The 18,563-nt window shown below is 42.4% G+C and carries 21 protein-coding genes, 1 pseudogene and 1 riboswitch; of the genes and pseudogenes, 16 read left to right on the forward strand and 6 right to left on the reverse strand.

Annotated features, from left to right (window positions below):
• Positions 1-48: 48 nt before the first annotated feature.
• Entirely contained in the window at positions 49-900 is an 852-nt protein-coding gene (locus AXI57_RS10110) for an STAS domain-containing protein (protein WP_061669997.1), read from the forward strand.
• 67 nt (positions 901-967) lie between these two features.
• Here the strand turns inward: AXI57_RS10110 and AXI57_RS10115 are convergent.
• Positions 968-2,316, reverse strand: a pseudogene (locus tag AXI57_RS10115) (hemolysin family protein).
• A gap of 121 nt (positions 2,317-2,437) precedes the next feature.
• Here AXI57_RS10115 and AXI57_RS10120 point away from each other — a divergent pair.
• The 9 genes from AXI57_RS10120 to AXI57_RS10160 all read left to right on the forward strand — a co-directional run bounded on the left by AXI57_RS10120 (position 2,438) and on the right by AXI57_RS10160 (position 8,010).
• Positions 2,438-3,391 carry a magnesium transporter CorA family protein gene (locus AXI57_RS10120; RefSeq protein WP_003325425.1) on the forward strand — a complete coding sequence of 318 codons (954 nt, stop codon included), beginning with the start codon at positions 2,438-2,440 and terminating at the stop codon, positions 3,389-3,391.
• 416 nt (positions 3,392-3,807) lie between these two features.
• The gene (comGA, locus tag AXI57_RS10125; RefSeq protein WP_061669998.1) at positions 3,808-4,878 is read left to right on the forward strand and encodes a competence type IV pilus ATPase ComGA; all 1,071 of its coding nucleotides are present in this window, start codon (positions 3,808-3,810) and stop codon (positions 4,876-4,878) included.
• On the forward strand, positions 4,865-5,902 hold the full coding sequence (gene comGB, locus AXI57_RS10130; protein ID WP_061669999.1) for a competence type IV pilus assembly protein ComGB: 1,038 nt from the start codon (positions 4,865-4,867) through the stop codon (positions 5,900-5,902). The genes comGA and comGB overlap by 14 nt, the downstream gene beginning before the upstream one ends.
• A gap of 14 nt (positions 5,903-5,916) precedes the next feature.
• The gene (gene comGC, locus AXI57_RS10135) at positions 5,917-6,216 is read left to right on the forward strand and encodes a competence type IV pilus major pilin ComGC (protein WP_003325429.1); all 300 of its coding nucleotides are present in this window, start codon (positions 5,917-5,919) and stop codon (positions 6,214-6,216) included.
• Positions 6,206-6,646, forward strand: coding sequence for a competence type IV pilus minor pilin ComGD (comGD, locus tag AXI57_RS10140; protein ID WP_061670000.1), 441 nt, complete (start codon positions 6,206-6,208; stop codon positions 6,644-6,646). Before comGC ends, comGD begins: the two co-directional genes overlap by 11 nt.
• Positions 6,630-6,977 carry a competence type IV pilus minor pilin ComGE gene (gene comGE, locus AXI57_RS10145; protein WP_061670001.1) on the forward strand — a complete coding sequence of 116 codons (348 nt, stop codon included), beginning with the start codon at positions 6,630-6,632 and terminating at the stop codon, positions 6,975-6,977. Before comGD ends, comGE begins: the two co-directional genes overlap by 17 nt.
• Positions 6,880-7,386 (forward strand): competence type IV pilus minor pilin ComGF, encoded by a 507-nt coding sequence (gene comGF, locus AXI57_RS10150; RefSeq protein WP_274379311.1) that lies wholly within the window; start codon positions 6,880-6,882, stop codon positions 7,384-7,386. Before comGE ends, comGF begins: the two co-directional genes overlap by 98 nt.
• A complete protein-coding gene (comGG, locus tag AXI57_RS10155) occupies positions 7,387-7,761 on the forward strand; it encodes a competence type IV pilus minor pilin ComGG (protein ID WP_061670002.1) in 375 nt (124 codons plus the stop codon).
• A gap of 69 nt (positions 7,762-7,830) precedes the next feature.
• Positions 7,831-8,010 carry a YqzE family protein gene (locus AXI57_RS10160; protein WP_003325435.1) on the forward strand — a complete coding sequence of 60 codons (180 nt, stop codon included), beginning with the start codon at positions 7,831-7,833 and terminating at the stop codon, positions 8,008-8,010.
• Between the two features lie 46 nt (positions 8,011-8,056).
• On the opposite strand, the gene AXI57_RS10165 is transcribed toward AXI57_RS10160, so the two are convergent.
• Positions 8,057-8,380, reverse strand: coding sequence for a DUF3889 domain-containing protein (locus AXI57_RS10165; RefSeq protein ID WP_003325436.1), 324 nt, complete (start codon positions 8,378-8,380; stop codon positions 8,057-8,059).
• A gap of 261 nt (positions 8,381-8,641) precedes the next feature.
• On the opposite strand from AXI57_RS10165, the gene tapA reads away from it, so the two are divergent.
• The 3 genes from tapA to tasA all read left to right on the forward strand — a co-directional run bounded on the left by tapA (position 8,642) and on the right by tasA (position 10,745).
• Positions 8,642-9,343, forward strand: a complete 702-nt coding sequence (gene tapA / locus AXI57_RS10170) for an amyloid fiber anchoring/assembly protein TapA (RefSeq protein ID WP_061670003.1) — start codon at positions 8,642-8,644, stop codon at positions 9,341-9,343.
• Positions 9,327-9,899, forward strand: coding sequence for a signal peptidase I SipW (gene sipW, locus AXI57_RS10175; protein WP_141292150.1), 573 nt, complete (start codon positions 9,327-9,329; stop codon positions 9,897-9,899). Before tapA ends, sipW begins: the two co-directional genes overlap by 17 nt.
• A 63-nt stretch (positions 9,900-9,962) precedes the next feature.
• Positions 9,963-10,745, forward strand: coding sequence for a biofilm matrix protein TasA (gene tasA, locus AXI57_RS10180; RefSeq protein WP_061670005.1), 783 nt, complete (start codon positions 9,963-9,965; stop codon positions 10,743-10,745).
• A 190-nt stretch (positions 10,746-10,935) separates the two neighbouring features.
• On the opposite strand, the gene sinR is transcribed toward tasA, so the two are convergent.
• The 4 genes from sinR to AXI57_RS10200 form a co-directional block, all read right to left on the reverse strand.
• Positions 10,936-11,271: a transcriptional regulator SinR gene (gene sinR, locus AXI57_RS10185; RefSeq protein WP_003153104.1), complete on the reverse strand. Its 336-nt coding sequence runs from the start codon at positions 11,269-11,271 to the stop codon at positions 10,936-10,938.
• Positions 11,272-11,304: 33 nt separating this feature from the next.
• On the reverse strand, positions 11,305-11,478 hold the full coding sequence (gene sinI / locus AXI57_RS10190; protein ID WP_003325442.1) for an anti-repressor SinI: 174 nt from the start codon (positions 11,476-11,478) through the stop codon (positions 11,305-11,307).
• Positions 11,479-11,668: 190 nt separating this feature from the next.
• Complete coding sequence (locus AXI57_RS10195) at positions 11,669-12,463, reverse strand: YqhG family protein (RefSeq protein ID WP_003325443.1); 795 nt, start codon at positions 12,461-12,463, stop codon at positions 11,669-11,671.
• A gap of 20 nt (positions 12,464-12,483) precedes the next feature.
• Entirely contained in the window at positions 12,484-14,154 is a 1,671-nt protein-coding gene (locus AXI57_RS10200; protein WP_061670006.1) for a DEAD/DEAH box helicase, read from the reverse strand.
• Between the two features lie 174 nt (positions 14,155-14,328).
• A riboswitch (glycine riboswitch) is annotated at positions 14,329-14,429 on the forward strand.
• Positions 14,430-14,614: 185 nt separating this feature from the next.
• Between AXI57_RS10200 and gcvT the strand changes: the two genes are divergently transcribed.
• The 3 genes from gcvT to gcvPB are packed head-to-tail and all read left to right on the forward strand — an operon-like array spanning position 14,615 to position 18,546.
• Positions 14,615-15,709 (forward strand): glycine cleavage system aminomethyltransferase GcvT, encoded by a 1,095-nt coding sequence (gene gcvT / locus AXI57_RS10205; protein ID WP_003325445.1) that lies wholly within the window; start codon positions 14,615-14,617, stop codon positions 15,707-15,709.
• Between the two features lie 22 nt (positions 15,710-15,731).
• On the forward strand, positions 15,732-17,078 hold the full coding sequence (gcvPA, locus tag AXI57_RS10210) for an aminomethyl-transferring glycine dehydrogenase subunit GcvPA (protein WP_061670007.1): 1,347 nt from the start codon (positions 15,732-15,734) through the stop codon (positions 17,076-17,078).
• Positions 17,071-18,546 carry an aminomethyl-transferring glycine dehydrogenase subunit GcvPB gene (gene gcvPB / locus AXI57_RS10215; protein WP_061670008.1) on the forward strand — a complete coding sequence of 492 codons (1,476 nt, stop codon included), beginning with the start codon at positions 17,071-17,073 and terminating at the stop codon, positions 18,544-18,546. The genes gcvPA and gcvPB overlap by 8 nt, the downstream gene beginning before the upstream one ends.
• The last annotated feature ends 17 nt before the right edge of the window (positions 18,547-18,563 follow it).

Here is an 18,563-nt window from a genome sequence, read left to right on the forward strand (position 1 = left end):
ATCAGTTTTCAGAGAGGAAATAGATGGACCAATTACAGGAGGTACCCAATGGAAAAGGCTAATGTAGCTCTATATCAATATTTAACAGAGCATGCAAACGAAATGACATATCAATGGCTGCAGAAGAGGACGCCAAAAGAAACCTTGCATTATATTGCTGACAGAGAGTCGGAAACTGAATTGAAAGAAAGGGAGCAGCATGAGGCATTGATTTCTATTGTTGCAAAAGCTCTTACAGGAAAAGAGGAAACGGGAGAGGAGCTTAACAAATGGGCGCTTCAGTTTGCCAGAGACCGCGCGGTTCATGAAGTGCCTGTGTTTGAAAGTGTCGGCCAGTTTAAGATTTTCAGGGGAATCGTGTGGAGCAGGGTGCAGGCGTTTAGCGAAACTTGTTCCCAAGAGATTGCAAAGCAGGATGTGTTTGATTGGAGTGAAAGACTGAATCACACAATTGATGAGATCATAGAAGTGTTTACAGAAGAATATCATCAGGTTACGATCATTCAGCTAAACGCGCAAAAAGAGATGATTAATGAATTAAGCGCTCCGATTATGCCGATTTCAGAGGGGATCGGAATACTCCCGCTTGTCGGTGAAATTGATACTTATCGGGCTAGAACGATTTTAGAATCCGTTCTAGAGCAATGTTCAGCATTGCGTCTGTCTTATTTATTTTTGGATATTTCAGGTGTGCCCATCGTTGATACAATGGTGGCGTATCAAATTTTTAAAGTCATCGACAGCACTAAGCTTCTCGGCATTGAGACCATCATATCTGGCATCAGGCCTGAAATAGCCCAAACAGTCGTTAAACTTGGGATCGACTTTTCAAATGTGAAAACAGAAAGAAGTCTCGTGAAAGCTTTATCCAAAAGAGGCTTTAAAATTCATGAATCTTGAGCACTCTCATTGGGGGTGTTTTTTTTATGAGCGAAGAGAGGGGAGAGAAAGACTGAACAGCAGTATGCTATTCAGCCTTTTTAACTTCTATAAATAAAATATGGTGGCTGTCAATGTCTTTCACTTTAAAGGCATAACCGTCATATTCGATGACACTTTCAGGTGCAGCGTCAATATCCTGGGTGAGAAACCAGCCGCCGATTGTATCCACTTCTTCATCTGATAAATCGGTTCCCAGCAGATCATTTACTTGGCTGACTAATACTTTTGCGTTCAGCATATAATGATTTTTGTCCAATTCGCGAATATGAGGGATTTCATCCGCGTCAAATTCGTCACGGATTTCTCCCACGATTTCCTCAACAATATCTTCAACGGTCACCAATCCCGATGTACCGCCATATTCATCTATCAGTATTGCCATATGAGTGCGTTCTTTTTGCATTTTGATTAATAATTGATAAATGGGAATGGTTTCGATCACATGTATGACTGGCTGGATAAATGGGTCCAACTGTTCTTTTGTAAATGAAAACCGCTCTGACAATAGAGAGAACAGCACTTCTTTTATATTCATCACACCGATGACATGGTCCTTGTCTTCTTTTACTACAGGGTAGCGTGTGTATTTGGTTTGCTTGATAATTTCCTGAAGGCTTTCTACAGACTCGTCATCTATTGGCAAGCTGACCATTTCATTTCTTGGCACCATTATTTCTTTGGCCATACGCTTATCAAATGTGAAAATATTGTTCATGTACTTTAACTCGCTTTTTTTAATCTCTCCGCTTTTATAGCTTTCAGCCAACAGAACCCTTAGCTCTTCTTCTGTATAAGCCAATTCAGTTTCCGAGGCCGGCTTTAAACCGAACATGCCGGTAATCAATCGGGCTGATTGATTGAGCACCCAGATAAACGGAAACATGATTTTATAAAACCAAATCATTGGTTTTGCAAACATCAGGGTAATGCTCTCTGCTTTCTGAATAGCGAAGCTTTTCGGTGCCAATTCTCCAATGACGACATTCAGATAAGTGACTAATAAAAATGCAATCACAAGTGACAGGAAATGTGTCAAAGACTCATGGAGCCCCAATTTCAAGAAGAGGGGATGAAGCAACGTTTGAACTGTTGGTTCTCCGAGCCACCCAAGCCCCAAAGCTGTCACTGTAATTCCTAATTGGCAGGCAGACAAATATTCATCAAGATGCGTGATGACATGTTTTGCTGCTTTTGCGCCTTTTATTTCTTTTGCGACATATTGGTCAATTCTGGAGCGTCTTACTTTTACAATAGAAAATTCTATGGCAACAAAAAATGCGGTTACCATGATTAAAACGGCTACTGCTATTAATTTAGTATATTCCAATGGTCTGCCTTCACTAAGGAAGGCGTACACCTCCCTTTTCCGATCATCTTCTAACATTCAATACCACCGCGTTATGTTCATAAAACATATAGAGAAACCTCTTATGAAGTTTAAGATGTATGACTTTTGGCAAATAAAGAGTTAAATAAGAATTTGGAGGACAAAGTGATGAAGATTCATTCGGGAGAGGATTGGTTTTGGTACCAATTAGGCCCTCAGGAAAAAAAGCAAGGGAAGGAACTGATTCATTTCTCTCATTGGCCGCAATGTGAAAAGTGGTTCGAAAATGAACATCACATCAATTTCTTGCGAGTAGATACTAATGAGCTCGATAATGAAGCGGTGTACGGTTCTTTCATTTACGACCAAGGGCTTGAACAAGAAAAAGACCATACAGTTTTTCATTTTTATATCACCAGACAATATTTTTTTACGATAAACTTTGATTTCTCAGTTCTTGAAGGGATCAAAAAAGAACATGTGATTCAGCAAATGAAAAGAACAGACAATGCGTTTGAAGGATTTTTCATTTTGCTTGGAGAATTGATGAATGCGTATTTAATCGGCTTAGATGAATTTGAGGTAAAACTGAGAAAATTGAAGTGGCAAATATATGCGGACAACAGCAAAAGCATTGTAAATCGCGTTCACAAGCTTCGGCACGAACTGATGATTTGGAAAGGCCAGATACTGAGTGTGAAGAAAATTGAAATGGCTTTAAAAGAAGCCTTTATGCCGAAAAATGACCAGAAAAAAGATTATCAAAGAACGCATCATAAAATAGACAGAGGTTTTACATATGTCAGCGAATTCGAGGGGGAACTTAGCAATCTCATGCATTCAGAAGAAGTCATCACCTCTCAAAGAGGAAATGAGATCGTTAAGGCACTGACTATTTTTACGACTCTCTTTACGCCAATGACCGCTCTCGGCGCGCTTTGGGGGATGAACTTTGAGGTAATGCCTGAACTGAATTTGAAGTATGGCTATGTTTTTTCTATCATCTTAATTCTGATTTCTACGTTATTGATCTATATTTACTTAAGAAAGAAAGGCTGGACAGGAGATATGCTGAAAGACCGGGAGAAGAAATACTTTCGGAAAAAGCGATCCCGTAAGTGAAGTTGAAGGAAGGGAAAACCCCTTCTTTTTTATATAAAAGCATTGACTTTCTACCCGAGTGAAATGGGACGAAACTTCGCAATGTGGCAGACATTCAAATGTTGTTTGGAAATAACGTACAAAAGAAAACAGCTTATCCGGGGTGCGGGAGCCAAAAGTTTGGACGCCAAACTCCCTTGCAAAAATATTATTGGGATTTACGGGCAGGTCTTCTATGAAGGCCTGCCCTTTTTTTGTTCACTGATATTTAAAATAGGGTTATGAATGACAATCCAGCTTCTTGAAAGGAAGATTATCCTGTTTTACCTGCCCAAAATCCTTATTTAAGCCTATTTGTATTGAGAAAAATCAATTTTGCACTTTTGAAGATATCTATTCGTTTACATACAATTCAATGTGAAAGGAGGGAAATTCCATTGGATACGATAGAAAAAACTAGCAGAACATTAATTGAAGAGGCATATTCCGTGAAGGCCTCGGATATTCACATTGTACCAAGGGAGCAAGATGCTTTGATCCATTTTCGGATTGACCATGCGTTGCTGAAGAAGCGGACAATGAAAAAGGAAGAGTGCGTTCGGCTCATTTCCCATTTTAAATTTCTGTCAGCCATGGATATAGGAGAAAGGCGGAAGCCGCAAAGTGGTTCACTTTCTTTAAAGCTTAAAAAAGGGACAGTTTATCTCAGAATGTCGACACTTCCAACGATTAATGATGAAAGCCTCGTGATCAGAGTTTTGCCTCAGCATAATATTCCTGCGATCGAAAGACTGTCCCTGTTCCCAAAGACAGGCGCCACGCTGCTATCCTTTTTAAAGCACTCCCACGGCCTCATTATTTTTACCGGTCCGACTGGCTCAGGGAAATCTACCACCCTATATTCACTGGTTCAATATGCAAAAAAGCATTTCAACCGAAATATTATCACTCTCGAAGATCCTGTGGAAACAAGAGATCAGGATGTCTTGCAGGTACAGGTGAATGAAAAAGCCGGCATTACGTACTCAGCGGGCCTGAAGGCGATTTTGCGCCATGATCCAGACATGATTGTTCTGGGGGAAATCAGAGATGCTGAAACAGCAAAAATCGCCGTGCGGGCTGCTATGACAGGCCATTTGGTATTAACAAGCCTGCACACAAGAGATGCCAAGGGCGCCATTTACAGACTGCTTGAATTCGGAGTAAATATGAATGAAATAGAGCAAACAGCGATTGCGATAGCAGCCCAGCGATTAGTCGACTTAACCTGTCCATTTTGTGAAAACGGCTGTTCCTCTGTTTATTGCCGGATTACACGTGATGTAAGGCGAGCGACCATTTATGAGCTTCTTTACGGGAAAAATCTTCAGCAATGTATACAAGAAGCTAGAGGAGAACGGGCCAATTATCAGTACCGAACCTTACGGCAGATTATCAGAAAAGGAATCGCGCTTGGCTATATAACGACGAATAATTACGACCGGTGGGTTTATCATGAAGAGGATTAAAAAAAGCTGGCCGATAAACGATCAAGCTAATTTGCTAAACAGACTCGGTGACATGACAGAAAACGGATACAATCTTCTGGATGGATTGCGGTTAATGGAACTGCAAATGAATAAGCGTCAGCGTACGGAAATGTCTGCTGCTGTAAATCGTTTACGAGAGGGGGAACCATTCTATCAGGTTTTGCAGGCTTTGGCTTTCCACAAGGAAGCCGTAAGCATTTGTTATTTAGCAGAAATGCATGGAGAATTGTCCGTTGCTATGAGGCAAAGCGGAGGGCTGTTGGAAAGGAAATTAACACAGGCCAATCAGCTGAAAAAAGTCATCCGTTATCCGATTTTCCTGATCTTCACTGTCTTTGTGATGTTTTATATCCTGCAAGCTGTCATCATCCCGCAATTTTCAGGAGTTTATCAGTCCATGAATATGGAAACCTCACGCACAACCGCTGTTATATTCGCTTTTTTTCAGCACGTTCATTATGCAGTGATTGGTTTTGTCTTGCTTGCTCTCGGAGCGGCACTCTATTACTGGTTTGGATTTAAGAAGAAGTCCCCGGCAGACAAAATGCTCTTTTTTGTACGAATACCCATACTCGGAAGACTTGTCATTTTATTTAACAGCTACTTTTTTTCTTTGCAGCTCAGCAGCCTATTAAAGTCTGGACTGTCTATTTACGACAGCCTTAAGGCCTTTAAAGAGCAATCGTTCCTCCCTTTTTACCGTCAGGAGGCAGAACAAATCATTAACAAATTAAGGGCTGGAGAGTCCATAGATAGAGCTCTGTATAAACACCCATGCTATGAAAATGACTTTTGTGAAGTGGTGCTGCACGGCCAATTAAGCGGGCAGCTGCATCGTGAACTATTCACCTACAGCCAGTTTTTAATGGAGCGGCTGGAGCGAAAGGTTGAAAAATGGACGGGAATCCTTCAGCCCGTCATCTACGGTATTGTTGCCGGGATGATTTTAATTGTGTATTTGTCGATGCTTTTGCCTATGTATCAGATGATGAATCAATTGTAGAAGGGGTGTTTTGTTTGAATAATGAAAAGGGATTTACGCTGATCGAAATGCTGATTGTCCTATTCATCATTTCCATTTTGCTCTTGATTACCATTCCGAACGTAACAAAGCACAATCAAAGCATTCAGAAAAAGGGCTGTGAAGGTCTGCAAAATATGGTGAAGGCACAGATAACAGCATTCGAACTCGACCATGACGGGAAAACGCCGAGTCTTGGTGATCTTCAGTCTGAGGGGTATGTGAAAAAGAATGTAACATGCCCGAACGGCAAACAAATTATTGTCACTGGCGGAGAAGTAAAGGTTGAAAATTAATATAGGCGGTGAGAAAGGGTTTACTCTTTTAGAAAGCTTGCTCGTTTTATGTCTGGCATCCGTTATGCTGATTTGTGTTTTTACAGTCATACCTCCCGTATATAAAAATACATCTGCCCGCCAAACTGTTGCCAGGCTTGAAAGTGACATTCTCCTCGCTCAGCAGACTGCAATTTCTAAGCATGAGCGTGTGCGTATCGTGTTTTTGTCCAAGGAACATAAGTACCAGATCATTATGGGGGCTAGTATCGTTGAACGAACCTATGAGGATTGGATTTTCATTGAATGTGCAACATTGGCGGACCGTCTTGATTTTAATGAAAAAGGAAATCCGAATTTGGGCGGGAAAATCAGGCTGAAAACAGATCGCCTCACATATGAAATGACTGTCTACTTAGGGAGCGGAAAAATCAATGTGGAAAGAAAATAAAGGCTTCTCAACAATTGAAACAGTATCGGCTTTAAGCACTTGGGTATTGATTGCAGTGATGATTCTTCCTATGTGGGCCAGACTGATATCAGATGAAAAAGAGACAGCCATTCAGGAAACCGGTTATCAGCTTCTTCACGAAAGCATCAGTACATACATGCTTTCTGGAGAGTACGGAAAATCAGAGACAATAAAAAGGCTGAACCAAACCTATAAGGTCAGGTGGGAGGAGGATGGCGACAATCAAAAAGTATGTATGGAAGCGGTCAGCCCGAAGGACGAGCCCTTTTGTCTCAGCATTCTTCGGACAGACTGGTTATACCCTTCTTAACGTTTTATTTTCACTGTCAGTTTATCTGCTCATATCAGGCTCTTTAGCCATGATCTTTTATCAGTTTTTATCCCGTCAACTGGAGGGAGAGGGAGTCAAGCAGGAGGAATGGATCATTTCCGTTGAGCAAATGATGAATGAATGTAAGCAGGCTGAGAGTGTGCAGCTGACTGATAAGGGCGGCGGTGTGCTGTGCAGGAATGGTTCAGGCCGAGAGATTCTTTTTGAAAAATATCATAAAATGATCAGGAAAAGAGTGGACGGTAAAGGGCATGTCCCGATTCTTCAGCATATTAACACATTGAAAGCTGATATAAAAAACGGCATGCTGATCTTGAGCGTAACAAGCGAAGACCATAAAGAGTACAAAACCTCTTTTCCTATTTATACATCATTGAAAGGAGGATAAATGTCACGGTCGAAAGGCTTTATTTATCCTGCTGTGCTTTTTGCAGCAGCTGTTATTTTGCTCGTTGTCGGTTATACATCGTCGGAATATATCACCCGTAAAACATTTGAAAAGGAGACCAAAGAATTTTACATCAGGGAAAATTTACTGCAAAATGGCGCACTTCTATCCATTCGTCATATACTTGAGGGCCGTCAAGGACAAAAAGGCTCACGGCAATTTGAATATGGGCTGGTGTCTTATCAAATTCAAAGCACATCAAAAAAAGAGCAAAAAGAGATCAATGTAAAATCTGTCACGAATTCAGGCTCGGAAATGACCGCCCGGTTCATGTTTGATTTGAAACAAAAAAAAGTTATTCATTGGGAAGAATAAATGGGAAGAAACGTATAAAAAGCAGCGGCTGAGACAACACTTCATAATAAAGGCGTATGAGGTGGTCACTTGAAAACGAATGATTATGTAAAATACATGACCGAACAATTCGTAAAATATATGGATACACCAAAGGTTGAACGAAAAGAATTAAAAGAGGTTCGAAAAGAAAGAAAAGTACCGGCAACCCAGCATTGGTTTGGGATAGTGCCTTATGGCGTAAAACTTTGGCTGAAACGCAAAAAATAATTGAGCATTTTCAACGAAAAAAGGTCCTGCCGTATAACGGAGGGCCTTATTGATATTCTTCAACTATTACAATTTTATTGACCTTTTTGCTCTGCGGTTCGAATGAAATGGTGACAAATACTCCGAATTCTTTCGCCCCTTCTCTCAGTGTCAGATGGTATTGTTTGACGGCTTCATCTTTTCTTTTTCGGTCCCATACCTTTTGTTTAAACAACACTTGTGCGAGAGGATATCTTTTTTTTGCTTCCTTCACAGCAAACTCTTCCCACTTCGGTGTTTGATGGGCAGAAGAAAATGCCGTTTCTTCCGCTTGAGCTGCCGCGGTTGTAAAACTAAAAAAAGAAAGGCATATTAGGCATTGCTTTATCATGGAAATCCACCCCTTTACTTCTTATTATTCCCAATTGATTTTCAGTTATGCTCCTCATTTTCTCATGTGTTATTTAGAAAAAATTTCAAAAAGGTGAGTAATTTGAAGGAAAACACTGTATTTGAAGGAAAACATTCTTTTAAACGAACGAAATGACCAATTTTGGCATTTTTAATTATTATAATCCTTGATTATACTCTATTTGTGCGGTTCTTTAAAGAGAACGATCATCAAGTTACAGTGTTTCACAGGAGGTTATCTATGCTTCGATTGTCTCGAACTCAAAAAAGGGCGAAACCGAGACGGAAAGTCCTGCTGCTTTTTCAGCTTTCGTTGATTTTCAGTCTGTCAGCAGCGATATGCTTACAGTTTACCGGTGATACCAGCTCCGCTTTTCATGATGTGAAAAATGTCAGTTTTTCTGTTCAAACGTGTGAGGATTTTCAATATACAGATGAAAACTGCAGCTATGATGAACGTTGGGATAAGAGTGATTTGCACTTGAAAAACCAAACCGAGACAAAAGGGAGCGTTTGTTCACCGCTTATTCTTTTCGCAGAATTTGAAAACAGAGGAAATGAACTTACGACATCCCGATGGAAATGGGAGCTTCATAAAATAGCAGATGCAAATAAGCCTTTGCGAGACGGCAACGTCATTGAAAGAGGAAGTATCACAGATAAGGCAAGTGATTCTCTTTATAAGATTGAATCCAAACGTGCGATGAAACCGGGTGTTTATGCGTTTAAGGTATACAAACCCGATGGTTATCCCGCGCAGAATGAAAAGTTCGAGTGGTCGGAGCCTATGACCGTAGCCAAATGCACAGAAAAACCGACTGCAGCACCGGCGAAAACAGAGATTCAAAAGTCTGATGAAAAACAAAGCGAAAGCAAAACGGGTGAACCAGTTGAGAAAGAAAGCGGGGAAGATGATGAAAAAGCCGATGAAACTGATCAGTAATATTCTTTACGTCATAATTTTCACGTTAATTATTGTGTTAACACTGATTGTGATTTCAACACGATCATCGGGCGGAGAGCCGGCGGTGTTTGGCTACACGTTGAAATCAGTGCTCTCGGGTTCAATGGAACCGGAATTTAAGACGGGATCTTTAATTTTGGTAAAAGAAATGACAGATGTGAAAGCTCTCCAAAAAAATGATGTCATTACTTTTATGCAGGATGAAGAGACAGCTGTCACTCACAGAATCGTCAACATTACAAAACAAGGCGGGCACTTATTATTTGAAACAAAAGGTGACAATAACGCGGCTTCTGATTCATCGCTTGTATCGGAACAAAATGTATTGGCGAAGTATACCAGCTTTAACCTGCCTTATGCGGGGTATGTCATTCATTTTGCCAGCCAGCCGATTGGCACGGCGGTCTTGTTAATCGTTCCCGGAATTATGTTATTGATTTACTCATTTATGACAATCAGCAGCGCGATCCGCGACATTGAGAGAAAGACAAAAGCTTTGGAGACAGATGCGAAGGACCGCACAATGTCTACTTGATATCAGTTGCAACCTGGCGACAGGTTTCGATAAACAAAATTAATTGATAAGGGGAGTTTACACATGGGTATGAAAAAGAAATTGAGTTTAGGAGTTGCCTCAGCTGTGCTTGGGCTTGCATTAGTCGGAGGAGGCACATGGGCGGCGTTCAACGATATTAAAACAACGGAAGCCACTTTTGCGTCTGGTACACTTGATCTGTCAGCAAAAGAAAATTCCGCAAATGTCAGCTTGTCCAATCTAAAACCGGGTGATAAATTAACGAAAGATTTCGAATTCAAAAATAACGGCACCTTGGCGATTAAAGAAGTGCTGATGGCGCTAAATTACAGCGGTTTTAATACAGCAAAAGGAGCCAATAATTCTCCGGAAGATTTTCTCAGCCAATTCCAAATCACCTTGTTGACAGTCGGGAAAGAGGGCGGCAATGGCTATCCGAAAAATATTATTCTCAAAGCAGCCAACTTAAAGGATTTATATTTAATGTCTGCTAAGCAGGACAAAACAGCTGCTGAAAAAATCGGCCAGCTGATTGACTCAAAGTTCTTAAGTGAAAGCGGTAAAATTAACGTTGCGACGATTAATGGAAAAACAGCTCCGGAATATGACGGGGTGCCAAAAACACCGGTCGACTACGACCAAGTGCAAATGGTGATTGAATTTAAAAATGACAATGCGAAAGACGCAAACGGACAAATGGTCCAAAACAAATATCAAGGCAACTCGATTCAGCTTAATTTCTCTTTTGAAGCCACTCAGTGGAACGGGCTGACGATTAAAAAAGAACACACAGATAAAGACGGATACATTAAAGAAAATGAAAAAGCACACAGTGAGGACAAATAAGAAAAATGAAGCGCGGCCTGAGCCAAGCTCAGGTGCGTTGCAGAAGTGTTGAAGCATGGGCGGTCCTAGCCGCCCAGCGACGATACAGCAGTCTTAGAAGACTGCTGTATCGTTTTTTTGATTGCAGATGATGCTGCCACGCACTTTTATAGTAAGGTAAAAGAGGAGTATGCGCACCCCAATGGCGGCACTACTCCTCTTTTTGCGCTTTTCTCCATTTTTGATAATCTAAAAATTCACGAAATTGTTTTTTTGAAACCCCGGATGTCATAGCATCGCGAACTAATTTCTCCCATTCACTATCTAATTGACCATCGTATTCGGTTTCATGTTTTTCATCAAGTAGTGTATGAACCGAGACGTCCAGAACAGCGGAGACTTTTTCGAGAAATTGAATGGAGGGGTTTGTTTGTAAATTTCGTTCTATTGAGCTTAAATAAGACTTCGCTACCCCAGCTTTTTCAGCTAGTTCTGATAGTGAGTAGCCTTTTTCTTTTCGGTATTGTTTAATACGCTGGCCAATCAATGTCATCACCTTCCTTGTGATATTATAGCACATTCAGAAAGGATTTATGGTATGACTTCTGGTGGCTGGGACAGGATGAGCAGACTTTTTATGCAAATATAAATATTTGCGTATCTCCTCCGGGTTGATATTTGCTTCTCTGGCTCTTTTCATTAATTCAACCCATTCTTGATCTAATTCTAAAAGCTCTTTTTTTGCATTTTTCATGCATTTTCTCCTCCTAAAATACTTGTTTATGTATTTCAGCCAGTCCGGCCATGACCATAACTGATATGCCATTACATCTCTCTGGAAGTCTTTTTTTCGTCATGTGAAGCGCCAGAATTATTTTCCAGTATACTTTTATTATAATATAACTTTTCCAAAAAAAACGAGAACGATGTCGAATGTTAAAAAGTTAGCTTGGAATATTATTTTGCAGAAAAAATAATCCTCCGTTTTCGATGTGCACTAGTATTTTAGGCTTATACAAGGTTTGTAATGCCTGTTTTTCCAAATGATATTCTTCAGGCTTTTCTTCAGTATCTTCATAAAATTGATCAAGCAATTGTAAATCATTTTTCCACCTTTTGACGGATGCTTCTGCCCAATCGGAAGGTTCTTGTAAAGCTGCTTGTGTAATATAGTGCTCCATGCGTTTAAGCCCGCTTTCCGGTTTAATCATAGGCGACATTGTAAAACAATAATCAGATATTTGTGAAGCAAGCGAATGCGTTGTAAGCTTGCGCTGAAAATCTTCAACCATTTTTCCAGAGACGAGATGAAGACCGAGTGACAATAGCTTATCCTTTTTCATGTCGGACTGGTATGAAATCATCACGTTTAAGCCAAGCCAAGGCTGGAGCGGGATTTTGGCTCCGGCTGATTCAATTTTCTCATACATCCTGATAAATCTCCCATTTTGTTTAACTGCCTTAAAGATTTCAAAGAGACGCGGTGCCCCGAAATAAATGAACTCTCCGTCAAGGTCTTCGGGAGCGGCATCTTTATCGGTTATAAAGGTGATTTTCATCGGGTTTGGTTCGCCGCCTGTTTTTTCACGCCAGTGCCAGTAAAAAGGCCTATTCATAATCTGTTTGTCCATCTCAACTGTCAGCTGCACGGTCATATGGCCCGGTCCCTGATCGATGATAGGGCAGCTGTTTGCTTGAAAGAAACGAAGTAAAAATTGGTGAACCTCTTGCTGTTTCACTTGTAAAACCTCCTTACAGGCTATGATCCTCTTTTTTCAGCCGGCTGCTGTTCGTACGAGAGGAAGGACGTCAAATTTTCCATTTTGATCTTGATTTCTTCATCTGTTGCCGAATGAAACAAAATATCATGCAGATGCTCTTCGAAATTGGCAACTTGAATTTTAGTTAAAATATCATCAAGTTCACCGACTACCTTTTCAAACAAATGAATTTTTTCATAAAGCAGCTTTAAAATATGCTCTTCAACCGTATGCTTTGTCGCCATATTGTAAATATGCACGTCACGCTCCTGCCCAAGCCGGTGTATTCTGCCGATTCTCTGCTCAAGCCGCATCGGATTCCAAGGCAGGTCATAGTTAATGATATTGTTGCAAAATTGCAGGTTGATCCCTTCACCGCCGGCTTCTGTAGCAATCAGCACTTGAACTTTGCCGCGGAAAAGATCCTTCATCCAATCTTTTTTCCCGCGTTTAAATCCGCCCCGAAACGGCACAGAACTGATTCCGTTTTGCTGGAGAAACCATTGCAGGTAAATTTGTGTCGCCCGGTATTCCGTAAAAATGATGACCTTATCATCTATTTTTTTAATGAGGTCCACAACCTGAACCGCTTTTGAATTTTGCGTCACTTCATTAATGCGGTCCATTAAAACCGAAATTGTATCTTCACTGATGGCGGGCGCTTGTTTTTCTCTTTGATCAAGCATTTTTTTGAGCGTCATGTAGACGGCTTCCCTGCTTGAACAGCACTCCCGCTGCAGGGTCATTATAGAGAACATGCTGGCGGCCTGCTGCCTGTCTTCCTTCAGCCGTGTGATCTCATCATATAGCGCCTGCTCTGTCGGAGAGAACGTAATCGGCACCGTTTCCACATAACGCTTTGTCCAGGTCAGTCCGGTGTCTTGCCGTCTGTTGCGGATCATGACTTTATTGACCAGGCTCTTTAAATGGTCATGAGCATCGATGCCTGAATTCTTTTTCGAAAAAACGTCATGAAAATGGCTTTCGTTACCTAAATGGCCCGGTTTTAATAAAGACACCAAATTGAAAATTTCTTCAATGCGGTTCTGGATGGGTGTCGCCGTCAAAAGCAGACAATATTTTTTAACGAGATTCCGAACGAATTCATAGTTTTTCGTTTTGCTGTTTTTCAGTTTGTGTGCTTCGTCAATAATAACGAGATCATATGGAATAGAAAGCACAATTTCACGATGGGGCGATCGCTTAGCCGTATCGATGGAGGAAACGACGATGTCGCATTGCTCCCAGACGTAGCTCTTTTTCTGTTCAACTGCAGGGATTAAAAATTTTTCTTGCAGCTCTTTCACCCACTGTGATACAAGTGAAGCCGGCACCAAAATAAGAATTTTTTTGGCCAGACCGCGAATCATATATTCTTTTAAAATCAGACCCGCTTCCACTGTTTTTCCCAAGCCGACTTCATCCGCTAAAATGGCTTTGCCGTTCATTTTTTCGACGACCTTTTGCGCCACTTCCAGCTGGTGGGGAAGCGGAGTAAAAGAAGGTAGGTATAAAGGGGCCCGCAAGCCTTCGAACTCAGGAATTGCAAGTTTTTCCTGGATTTCTGCTGACAGTTTGTAAAGCTCCCAGTTTGACCAAGGCCCGTCTGCTTTGAGACGTTCTGAGAATTCTTCAGGCCATCGTGCATCATAATGTATTTCTGCATCCATCTGTATGTCAACCGCCTTTCTGCTGGCTCATGATTCTCTTTTATAAAAATACATATCAATGTTACCCATTATTTTTTATTGCCCAATATGTATGGTGAGTGTTAGGATATGGGTAAGAGTTTTACCTTAAGATATTGTTTTAGTATGTCCATAAAAATTGGTAAATATGAGCGAATGACAGCAAGGGGAGAGACCTGACCGTAAACTTGGGATTCAGGCGCCGAAGGAGCAAACTGCGGAGTGAATCTCTCAGGCAAAAGAACTCTTGCTCGACGCAACTCTGGAGAGTGTTTGTGTACACATGCAAACCACCAAAGGGGACGTCTTTGCCTAAATCGCAAAGTAAACTTTCAGGTGCCAGGACAGAGAACCTTCATTTTCGAATGAGGTGTTTCTCTGTCCTTTTTTATATGGTTTTTAGCCGCACCCATTTTGGTCAAATGAGAAGAGGGGGAAGTGTATGTTGAAAAGAACACCTTTATATGATGTGTATAAAGAATACGGCGGGAAGACGATTGATTTCGGGGGATGGGAGCTGCCTGTTCAATTTTCTTCTATCAAAAAAGAGCATGAGGCTGTCCGGACAAAAGCGGGACTGTTTGATGTATCCCACATGGGAGAAGTGAAATTGACCGGAAAAGACAGTCTGTCCTTTTTGCAAAAGCTGATGACAAATGACGTGTCAAAGCTTGAGCCGGGCTGCGCGCAATATACGGCAATGTGCTATCCCGATGGCGGGACGGTTGATGATCTGCTCATTTATCAAAAAGCAGACAGCCATTACCTCCTTGTCATCAATGCTTCTAATATAGAAAAAGATATCAATTGGCTGAAGGAACACGCAGAAGGTGATGTACATATCGAAAACCTTTCAGATCAGCTGTCTCTTTTGGCTGTGCAAGGGCCTGAAGCAGAAACTGTTATGAAAAAGCTGACTGCATGTGATGTATCAGCTCTTAAGCCTTTTACATTTCTAAACGACGCTGAAATCGGCGGGTGCAAAGCGCTTATTTCGAGAACCGGATATACCGGAGAAGACGGCTTTGAGTTGTATTGCCGGAATGAAGATGCGGTGAGCTTGTGGAAACAAATCATAGAGGCGGGAGAGGGTCAAGGACTGATTCCGTGCGGACTTGGGGCGCGCGATACACTCAGGTTTGAGGCGAAGCTGCCATTGTACGGGCAGGAGCTTACTAAGGATATTACACCGATCGAAGCGGGAATCGGTTTTGCTGTAAAACATAAAAAGGATTCTGATTTTTACGGTAAATCAGTATTGAGCGAACAAAAAGAAAATGGAGCGGATCGAAAGCTTGTCGGTTTGGAGATGATCGAAAAGGGCATCCCGAGACACGGTTACGCTGTCATGCAAAACGGAACACCAGTTGGAACAGTTACAACCGGCACACAGTCGCCGACACTGAAAAAAAATGTCGGCCTTGCGCTGATGAAACGGGAAGCCAGTGAGATTGGGAGTATTGTGGAAGTGGAGATTCGGAATAAACTCGTAAAAGCACAAGTGGTCAAAACCCCATTTTATAAACGAAAAAAATAAGCACTCGGAAAGGAGCAATGATATGAAGCATCGTTATTTGCCCGCGACAGAACAGGATAAAAAAGAAATGCTGGCCGCCATTGGCGTGAGCAGTACAGATGAGCTGTTTGCTGACATTCCGGACAGCGTGAGATATAAACAGGACTATCAGATTAAACAAGCTAAATCGGAAACAGAGCTAACGAAAGAGCTCACGAAGCTCGCCGCTAAAAACCGTGATGCCGGAACCTATGCATCTTTTTTGGGAGCAGGCGTTTATGATCATTATCAGCCTGTGATTGTGGATCATGTTATTTCAAGATCTGAATTCTATACGGCGTATACCCCTTATCAGCCGGAGATTTCTCAAGGGGAGCTTCAAGCGATCTTTGAATTCCAGACGATGATTTGCGAATTGACTGGCATGGATATAGCCAATTCCTCCATGTATGACGGCGGGACCGCTTTAGCTGAAGCAGCCATGCTCGCTTCCGGGCATACGAAAAAGAAAAAAATCGTCGTTTCCGCCTCGGTTCATCCGGAGTCGAGGGAAGTGCTGAAAACATACGCGAAAGGCCAGTATATTGAAGTGGTGGAAGTCCCTGCGGTAAATGGCGTGACAGATCTTGACGCCTTAAATGAAGCCGTTTGTGATGAAACGGCTGCCGTTGTCGTCCAGTATCCGAATTTTTTCGGAAGAATAGAGCCTTTAAAAGAGATAGAACCGATTGCCCATAAAGGCAACAGCATGTTTATTGTGTCATCCAATCCGCTTGCTCTCGGACTTCTGACTCCTCCAGGCGCGTTTTTTGCTGATATTGTGGTCGGGGATGCGCAGCCGTTTGGCATACCGGCGGCTTATGGAGGACCGCACTGCGGTTTCTTTGCGGTCACTAAAAAATTAATGAGAAAGATGCCGGGCCGTCTTGTCGGCCAAACGGAGGATGAAAACGGAAAAAGAGGATTCGTCCTCACCCTTCAAGCGAGGGAACAGCACATCCGCCGAGATAAAGCGACATCAAATATTTGTTCGAATCAAGCATTAAACGCGCTTGCAGCTTCTGTGGCGATGACCGCATTGGGAAAAGCCGGCGTAAAAGAAATCGCCCGCCAGAACATCCAAAAAGCGAATTATGCAAAGCAGCAGGCCAAACGAGCCGGCCTTTCCGTCGTGTTTGACGGGCCGATATTCAACGAATTTGTCGTCAAGCTTGAAGACTCCGTTAAAGCTGTGAATAAACGCCTGCTTGATAAGGGGATCATCGGCGGCTATGATTTAGGCCTTTCATATCCGGAGCTTACACATCATATGCTGATCGCCGTGACTGAGCTGAGAACGAAAGAAGAAATTGATGCACTTATTGCGGAATTGGGGGATCGCCATGAATAACAAAGACCAGGCGCTTATTTTTGAGCTTTCAAGAGATGGCCGGATCGGCTACAGTCTTCCGGAACTCGATGTGCCGGAACAAGATATGGATACTCTGCTGTCAGACGGCTATATCAGGAAAGAGGAACCCAACCTTCCCGAAGTTTCCGAGCTCGATATCATGCGCCATTATACAGCGCTTTCCAGACGTAATCACGGAGTGGACTCCGGTTTTTATCCGCTCGGTTCCTGTACGATGAAGTATAATCCGAAAATAAATGAAAAAATCGCCCGCATTCCCGGTTTCGCTGCGATTCATCCTCTTCAGGATGAAGACACCGTGCAGGGTGCACTTGAGCTTTTATATGATTTAAGTGAGCATCTGGAAGAAATTACAGGAATGGACGCCGTCACTCTTCAGCCTGCTGCAGGGGCTCACGGAGAATGGACCGGATTGATGATGATCCGTGCGTATCATGAAGCGCGCGGGGATAAGCAGCGGACAAAGGTTATTATTCCTGATTCCGCCCACGGAACAAATCCTGCTTCCGCGACAGTGGCGGGGTTTGAAACCATAACTGTAAAATCTAATGAAAACGGGCTGGTAGACTTAGAAGATCTGAAAAGAGCGGTGAATGAAGAAACGGCTGCACTGATGCTGACCAATCCCAACACTCTCGGCTTGTTTGAGGAGCAAATCGTAGAAATGGCGGAAATTGTCCATCAAGCCGGAGGAAAGCTTTATTATGACGGTGCGAATTTAAATGCCGTTTTAAGCAAGGCCAGACCTGGAGACATGGGATTTGATGTTGTCCATCTCAATTTGCACAAAACCTTTACAGGCCCGCATGGCGGAGGAGGTCCCGGATCAGGGCCGGTCGGTGTCAAAAAAGAGCTGATTCCTTATTTGCCAAAGCCGGTTTTGATTAAAAAAGACGGGCGCTTCACCTTCGATGCTGACCGTCCGTTTAGCATCGGAAGGGTTAAGCCTTACTATGGAAATTTCGGCATCAATGTCAGAGCGTATACATATATCCGCTCCATGGGTCCTGACGGTTTAGAGGCCGTGACGGAAAACGCTGTGCTAAATGCAAATTATATGATGAGAAAGCTCGCGCCTTATTACGACCTGCCGTTTGACCGCCATTGTAAACATGAATTTGTGTTGTCGGGCAAACGCCAGAAAAAGCTGGGCGTCCGGACGCTTGACATTGCCAAACGTTTGCTGGATTTCGGCTATCATCCGCCGACAATTTATTTTCCGTTAAATGTCGAGGAATGCATCATGATCGAACCGACCGAGACGGAGTCCAAAGAAACGCTTGACGCTTTTATCGAGGCGATGATCCAAATTGCCCAAGAAGCGGAAGAACACCCGGAAGTTGTTCAAGAGGCGCCGCACACAACGGTTGTGAAAAGAATGGACGAAACGAAGGCTGCCAGAAAGCCGGTTCTTCGGTACGAACATAAAACAGGTATAGGCGTTTAAAAACTTGCTGCCCAACA

The sequence above is a fragment of the Bacillus atrophaeus genome (genome assembly GCF_001584335.1).
GTDB lineage: Bacteria > Bacillota > Bacilli > Bacillales > Bacillaceae > Bacillus > Bacillus atrophaeus.

Coding starts and splice junctions, on each gene's coding strand:
- comGB (WP_061669999.1), top strand. CDS start 4,865: ATGAAGAGGATTAAAAAAAGCTGGCCGATAAACGATCAAGCTAATTTG.
- tapA (WP_061670003.1), top strand. CDS start 8,642: ATGCTTCGATTGTCTCGAACTCAAAAAAGGGCGAAACCGAGACGGAAA.
- sipW (WP_141292150.1), top strand. CDS start 9,327: ATGAAACTGATCAGTAATATTCTTTACGTCATAATTTTCACGTTAATT.
- AXI57_RS10200 (WP_061670006.1), bottom strand. CDS start 14,154: ATGGATGCAGAAATACATTATGATGCACGATGGCCTGAAGAATTCTCA.
- gcvPA (WP_061670007.1), top strand. CDS start 15,732: ATGAAGCATCGTTATTTGCCCGCGACAGAACAGGATAAAAAAGAAATG.
- comGF (WP_274379311.1), top strand. CDS start 6,880: ATGGCGACAATCAAAAAGTATGTATGGAAGCGGTCAGCCCGAAGGACG.
- AXI57_RS10165 (WP_003325436.1), bottom strand. CDS start 8,380: ATGATAAAGCAATGCCTAATATGCCTTTCTTTTTTTAGTTTTACAACC.
- gcvPB (WP_061670008.1), top strand. CDS start 17,071: ATGAATAACAAAGACCAGGCGCTTATTTTTGAGCTTTCAAGAGATGGC.
- AXI57_RS10120 (WP_003325425.1), top strand. CDS start 2,438: ATGAAGATTCATTCGGGAGAGGATTGGTTTTGGTACCAATTAGGCCCT.
- sinI (WP_003325442.1), bottom strand. CDS start 11,478: ATGAAAAATGCAAAAAAAGAGCTTTTAGAATTAGATCAAGAATGGGTT.
- gcvT (WP_003325445.1), top strand. CDS start 14,615: ATGTTGAAAAGAACACCTTTATATGATGTGTATAAAGAATACGGCGGG.
- tasA (WP_061670005.1), top strand. CDS start 9,963: ATGGGTATGAAAAAGAAATTGAGTTTAGGAGTTGCCTCAGCTGTGCTT.
- comGE (WP_061670001.1), top strand. CDS start 6,630: ATGTGGAAAGAAAATAAAGGCTTCTCAACAATTGAAACAGTATCGGCT.
- comGG (WP_061670002.1), top strand. CDS start 7,387: ATGTCACGGTCGAAAGGCTTTATTTATCCTGCTGTGCTTTTTGCAGCA.
- AXI57_RS10110 (WP_061669997.1), top strand. CDS start 49: ATGGAAAAGGCTAATGTAGCTCTATATCAATATTTAACAGAGCATGCA.